5 protein-coding genes are annotated in these 5,811 nt (G+C 48.8%); all 5 read left to right on the top strand.

Features of this window, described 5'->3' with window-relative positions; genetic code table 11:
* Positions 1 to 104: 104 nt before the first annotated feature.
* Positions 105 to 2,930, top strand: a complete 2,826-nt coding sequence (uvrA, locus tag BSZ32_RS04000; RefSeq protein WP_105042231.1) for an excinuclease ABC subunit UvrA — start codon at positions 105 to 107, stop codon at positions 2,928 to 2,930.
* A 131-nt stretch (positions 2,931 to 3,061) separates the two neighbouring features.
* Positions 3,062 to 3,631 carry an RNA polymerase sigma factor gene (locus tag BSZ32_RS03995; protein WP_240610559.1) on the top strand — a complete coding sequence of 190 codons (570 nt, stop codon included), beginning with the start codon at positions 3,062 to 3,064 and terminating at the stop codon, positions 3,629 to 3,631.
* A gap of 29 nt (positions 3,632 to 3,660) precedes the next feature.
* Positions 3,661 to 4,206 (top strand): hypothetical protein, encoded by a 546-nt coding sequence (locus tag BSZ32_RS03990; RefSeq protein WP_105042229.1) that lies wholly within the window; start codon positions 3,661 to 3,663, stop codon positions 4,204 to 4,206.
* Between the two features lie 73 nt (positions 4,207 to 4,279).
* Complete coding sequence (locus tag BSZ32_RS03985) at positions 4,280 to 5,206, top strand: S1C family serine protease (RefSeq protein ID WP_105042228.1); 927 nt, start codon at positions 4,280 to 4,282, stop codon at positions 5,204 to 5,206.
* 257 nt (positions 5,207 to 5,463) lie between these two features.
* Positions 5,464 to 5,640, top strand: a complete 177-nt coding sequence (locus BSZ32_RS18670) for a hypothetical protein (protein ID WP_165788634.1) — start codon at positions 5,464 to 5,466, stop codon at positions 5,638 to 5,640.
* Positions 5,641 to 5,811 lie beyond the last annotated feature (171 nt).

The raw sequence follows: 5,811 nt of genomic DNA, 5'->3' as shown, positions 1-5,811 counted from the left end.
AAAAGTTATACCGGCCTGCCGAGCTGGGGCTCGGCGGTCCCGGTTGGTGGGGGAATTTGGATGAGGGCTGGCTTTTTTTTAGTTGAAGGTGTTAGTTGTGACTTGTGGATGCGATAAAGATACGGGGAGCTCGACAGCATAATTTAAAGAACGTGGATGTGGATATTCCCCGTGGCAAGTTAGTGGTGATCACCGGGCCGAGTGGCAGCGGTAAATCTAGCTTGGCATTTCATACCCTCTATGCAGAAGGGCAACGACGTTATGTGGAAAGTCTTTCGGCTTACGCTCGTCAATTTTTAGAAAAGTTAGAAAAGCCTGACGTGGATAGCGTCGAGGGCTTAAGTCCAGCGATAGCTATTGACCAAAAAGCGGGTGGCGGTAATCCGCGATCGACCATAGCGACAGCGACAGAAATATATGACTATCTTAGAGTGCTTTATGCTGCAGTGGGGGTGCCGTATGATCCAGATACTGGCGAGCGCTTGGAGAAAATGTCATCGGCCGATATTGTTGAGCGTTTGCAGCAAAGACCTGAGAGGACGAAGCTTGTAATGTTGGCACCAGTTCCTTTTGAGGAGGTGAATGATGTTGAGCGTTTATTGGGAGATATTCAGCGGCAAGGTTTTGTGAGAGTTCGAGTCAATGGTGAGATTTTGGAGGTTGATGAAGCATTGGGTCAATGGCCTGAAGTGGTGGAGGCAGTGGAAATAGTGGTGGATCGTCTGGTCATTCGTGAAGGAATGGAAAGCCGCTTGGCCGACAGTGTGGAGACGAGTCTACGAATCTGTGGGCAAGAAGCTCGCTGTTTGGTGATGGAACCTAGTGCTGAAACTTGGAGCGAAATTAGTTTTGCAACGAGTTATAGGAACGCGATGACTGGTTTTGAATTGGGGACGCTGACGCCGCAGGATTTTTCATTCAATTCGCATAAAGGGGCGTGTGAGCAATGCCATGGTTTGGGGACGGATCTTTATTGTGATTCTACTTTGATTGTACCGGATGCGACAAAATCGATAGCTTCTGGGGCTCTACAGCTGTGGGGAGGGACGAAAAAGAAGAAGGGTTGGATGCAACGACAGGTTGAGGCAGTTGTCGCTCACTTTGATGTGGACACTTCGTTGCCATTTAAGGACTTACCCGAAGTGTTTACTCAGGCTCTATTCTACGGAATGGGGGAGGAGAAGATCACTTTGATGTGGGAGCGAGAAGGTGAAGAGATGCCGTGGCATAAGGAGTTCGAAGGCCTGTGCATTACGATTCAGCGGCTCTATTCTGAAACATCGAGTGATGGAGTTAAAAAAAGCATGGGGCGCTACATGGCGAATCAACGATGTTCAGCCTGTATGGGAAATCGTCTGAAGCCTCAGATCTTAGCCGTGAAATTGGATGGAGCTGAAGAGAATGTCGGGATCCAAGAATTCTGTAAGTTTTCTGTTGAAGACGGGCTGGCGTGGTTGGATACAATGATTTTACCAGCAGCTAAGTTAGAGGTGGCTGGAGGTCTCGTTGAAGAAGTCCGTGAGCGCTTGGGTTTTCTCCACGAAGTTGGTTTAGGGTACTTGTCGCTCGACCGTACGAGTGGCAGCTTGAGTGGTGGTGAGTCACAACGGATTCGTTTGGCCACACAAATTGGTGCCGGCTTAGCAGGGGTCGTTTATGTGTTAGATGAGCCCAGCATTGGTCTTCACCAAGAGGATAATGCGAGGTTGATCGGAGCTCTCAAGCGCCTGCGTGATATGGGCAATACAGTTGTTGTTGTTGAGCATGACGAGGAGATGATTAGAGAGGCCGACTGGGTGATTGATATTGGCCCAGTAGCTGGCGCGCTAGGTGGATATATTTTGGCTGAAGGCACGCCAATTGAGGTGACTCAGAAGTCCGACTCGCCTACAGGGCAATGGCTCAATCAATCGCCGATTACTCTGAATCCTGGCAGAGAGAGAACCATGGGCGAACTAGTGGTGCGTGGTGCGCGCGAGCATAATTTACAAAACTTAGATGTCAGCTTCCCACTGGGGCAAATTGTCTGTGTTACGGGACCAAGTGGTAGTGGTAAATCGACTTTGACCAACAGTATTTTGAAGCGTGCTTTGGCTCGAAAATTTCATGCAGCGAAGGCTGTTCCCGGTGAGCACGATGTAATAGAGGGATATGAAGCAATTGATCGAATGGTTGTTGTCGATCAGAGTCCTTTAGGCAAGAGCCCTAGATCAAATCCCGCAACGTATACGGGAGCTTTGGATCACGTGCGTCAAATTTTTGCTAAACTGCCACTTTCACGTCAGAGAGGCTATAAGGCTGGTAGGTTTAGTTTCAACGTGCGAGGGGGACGCTGCGAGCGGTGCCTGGGAGATGGTAAGATCAAGATTGATATGCATTTCCTTAGTGATGTTTATGTCCATTGTGACGCCTGTAATGGCCAGCGCTATAACCGTGAAACCCTAGAGGTGACTTACAAAGGCAGGAGTATCGCAGACGTCTTGGCTATGACAGCTGAAGAGGCTCACGCATTTTTTCAAGCGATCCCTAAGTTAGAAGTCATTTTGAAATCTCTCTGTGAGGTGGGTTTAGGATACATGAAACTAGGTCAAGCAGCAAACACCCTGAGTGGTGGCGAGGCGCAGCGAGTGAAGCTGGCCACTGAATTGGCAAAGCGGAGTGCTGGAAATGCACTCTATTTACTCGACGAACCCACTACTGGGCTCCATTTCCAAGATGTCGCGGTGCTGATGAAAGTTCTTAAAAAGTTGTGTGATGAAGGGAATTCGTTGATCGTGGTAGAGCATCACCTGGATGTGATCCGCGAGGCTGACTGGGTAATTGATCTTGGCCCAGGTGGAGGGAAGTTGGGAGGGATGATCGTGGCTGAAGGTCCTCCGACGGAGATTAAAAAAGTGAAAAATTCGGCAACCGGGCGTTGGCTCTCCTGAGATTAGATCTCGCTCAGTCACTGGATTCTTGGCAAGCTCGAACAGTAATGGAAGCGAGCATCTTTAAAAAGTGCAGAGGAATAAACAAATGACGATCTAGGAGACGCTCTATGGATGAAGATCAGGAGAATATGACAAGCGTAACAGCTCAGCTAAAGACAGAAATGACATGGAGAGCATGGCTCAAAGAGCATGGCTCTAAGTTGTTGTTGTTTGCTCGTCAGCAGACCCGATCTATCGCAGATGCCGAAGATGTATTGCAGGATGCTTTAGTGAAGCTTGCTAGGAAAGTGGCCGAAAATTCATTTGATGGAGGACAGCAGTCATGGCTACCCTACCTCTATACTTCTATTCGCCGATGCGCGATCGATCTCGGACGCAAGTCAGATCGACGCGGCAAGCGTGAGGAAAAGGTGGAGATGGAGCGGCAATATGAGACAGGTGGTAAATTTGATCCATGGTTCGATAGTGACGCGGCAGGTGAAGAATCGCGCGGCTACATAGAGCAAGGTTTGAAGGAGCTTCCTGAAAAATTTTCTGAAGTCATAGTGATGAAGGTGTGGGGTGAACGAACCTTTGCTGAAATTGGCGAAGCACTCAACATTTCTCAGAATACAGCAGCATCTAGATACCGATACGGACTTGAGGCATTGCGAAAGCAGCTTGCACAAGTGCGAAATGAGGGAAACCTTTCTCTCTAATTAATCATACCGAACACAAAGGATATACCATGGACGAAGAACTACGAGCGATCGAAGATCAGCTAGAGCAGCTTTCACCAGCAGCAATGCCTGACGATATGCTAGCACGCATGGAGCAAGCGATGGAGAGATGGCAGGAGACAGTTCCTGTTGAGGAGAAAATCGTAGCATTCGAGCCAGTGAAACTGGAGAAAGGACGTATGCGTTTTTTCAATACCTGGGCGTCAGCAGCAGCAGTGGCCTTGATCGCAGCTACTTCTTATATTGTATTCAACAGCGGTACGACAACCGAGTCTACTATAGTGAACCAAGATGGGCCGATTGTGGATCCAATTACTCAGCTAGTACCGACTCAGAATATTCAAAATGTAGTGCCAGCGAGTAATTCACAATTTGGCACTCAGGTGAAAAGAGCGTCAAACGATGTGATCACCTACGACGCAAAAGGGCGGCCGATGCGTCTCATGCAGGTGGAATTTGAAGATGAAGTCACCATCCGTGGACGTGATGGAAAGATTTATAAAGTGAAGCAACCACGCATCGAATATTATGCGGTTCCCGTGGAAATACATTAAACAAATAAACAAATAAACATGCTAACAACGCTTATTGGATAGTAATGATTTATAACCAGATAGATATTTAGTCATGAATAAAATTTTTAGTTTCACTAGCCTTGCCGCTTTGGTTCTTTCCGGGAATAGTTATGCTATTGAGCGGCTTACGCCTATTCAGGAGCCTGAAGCTAAACCTGAGCAAGCCCAGAAGGCCGAGATCACACCAAAAGCTTGGCTTGGAGTAGCTGGAAAACCAGTCAACCCAGCATTAGCTGCTCAGCTGAGTATCCCGCACGGAGTCACAGTGGAACTCGTCGCCGGAGATGGTTCAGCCGCGAAGTCTGGTATCAAGAAGTTCGATATTATCACCAAGATTGGTGACAGAGAAATTAAAGGGATGAATGACTTGCGCGCTGCAGTTCGCGGCGCGGAGGTAGACCAAACCTTGGATGTCGAACTCTTTAGCGCCGGTAAAAAAAGGGTGAAAAAAGTGAAGCTCGAAGCACGTCCAGATTATCTTCCACAGTACCGTCCCGAGCCGAAAAAGCTTAAATCAGCACAATCTCAAGGTCGTGGATTTCAGCGGCTGCCAGATGTGTTTCAGCATCTCCCCGCAGCTGATCGCCAGAGAATTGAGCAAATGATGCAGAGTCAAGTGAAGCAGCTTGAGAACCACTTCGCCCATATGGATATCCAGTTGGCGGATATCCAGCAGATAAAGAGAAAGGTGCAAAGTATGCAGCTTGATCTAGGTGACCTTCGGATGAAGGGGCATAGCAACTATAGTGGTACTTTTACAATGATGGATGACCAAGGTAGTATCCGTCTCAAAGTCACCGATGAAGTAGGCAAGCAAGTGGAAGTGAAGGACAAATCCGGTAAGGTACTCTATGCGGGCCCTTACGAAACGGCAGAAGACAAGGCTGCCGTACCCGCTGAGGTTCGTGCTCGAATCGATGCCTTAGGGCTTGATGCCCTGCAACAAGGAAATGGCTTCCAGTTCCAGTTCGGCAAGTAGCAAATTATTGCTAGGAATTTGCTTTTTACCTAGGGCGCTTGAGCCCCGGAAGTTTACGATCGCTCATCGTCCTCACCTTCCCAGCGGGTTAGTAAACGAGCTTTAGACAGAGAGTAAATCTGTCACGTCCAACTACTTACAGCAAGACAACTCTGGCTTCTATACGTCTCCATGGAGATGCCCCATTTCTGATATTCCCTATAAACAAAGGGTTTGCTCAACTTTAAGCTCGTTTAGTCTGTTTCGTAGATCACTTGATGGCCGCCTACATCGACCTCAACCCGGTGAGAGTCCGGATGGTGCGCGATCCGAAAGATTATCGGTGGAGTGGCTATGCGGAGGCTGTGGCCGGCGGCAAGCTTGCCAGAAATGGCGTGATGCGCATCCTCGGCGAGCTCGACAGCGACACCGCCCACCGGCTGGAGCGGCGCTAGAAACATAGAAAAATACGATTGGCGCAGCGTGGCGAAATGTTACCGACTTTGTCTATTCGAAGACGGCGCAAGTTTTGGTGAGCCCACCGGCGATGCCCAAAGCGCGCGGAAGAAGCGCAAAGGATTTAGCCAAGAAGAAGTCGAGCGTGAACAAGATCGAGACGGCCAGCT

The organism is Rubritalea profundi (genome assembly GCF_002954445.1).
In the GTDB taxonomy this organism is placed as follows: Bacteria; Verrucomicrobiota; Verrucomicrobiia; order Verrucomicrobiales; family Akkermansiaceae; genus Rubritalea; species Rubritalea profundi.
Note: the sequence above shows the minus strand (reverse complement) of the source record. Positions and strands in the feature narration are given on the sequence as shown.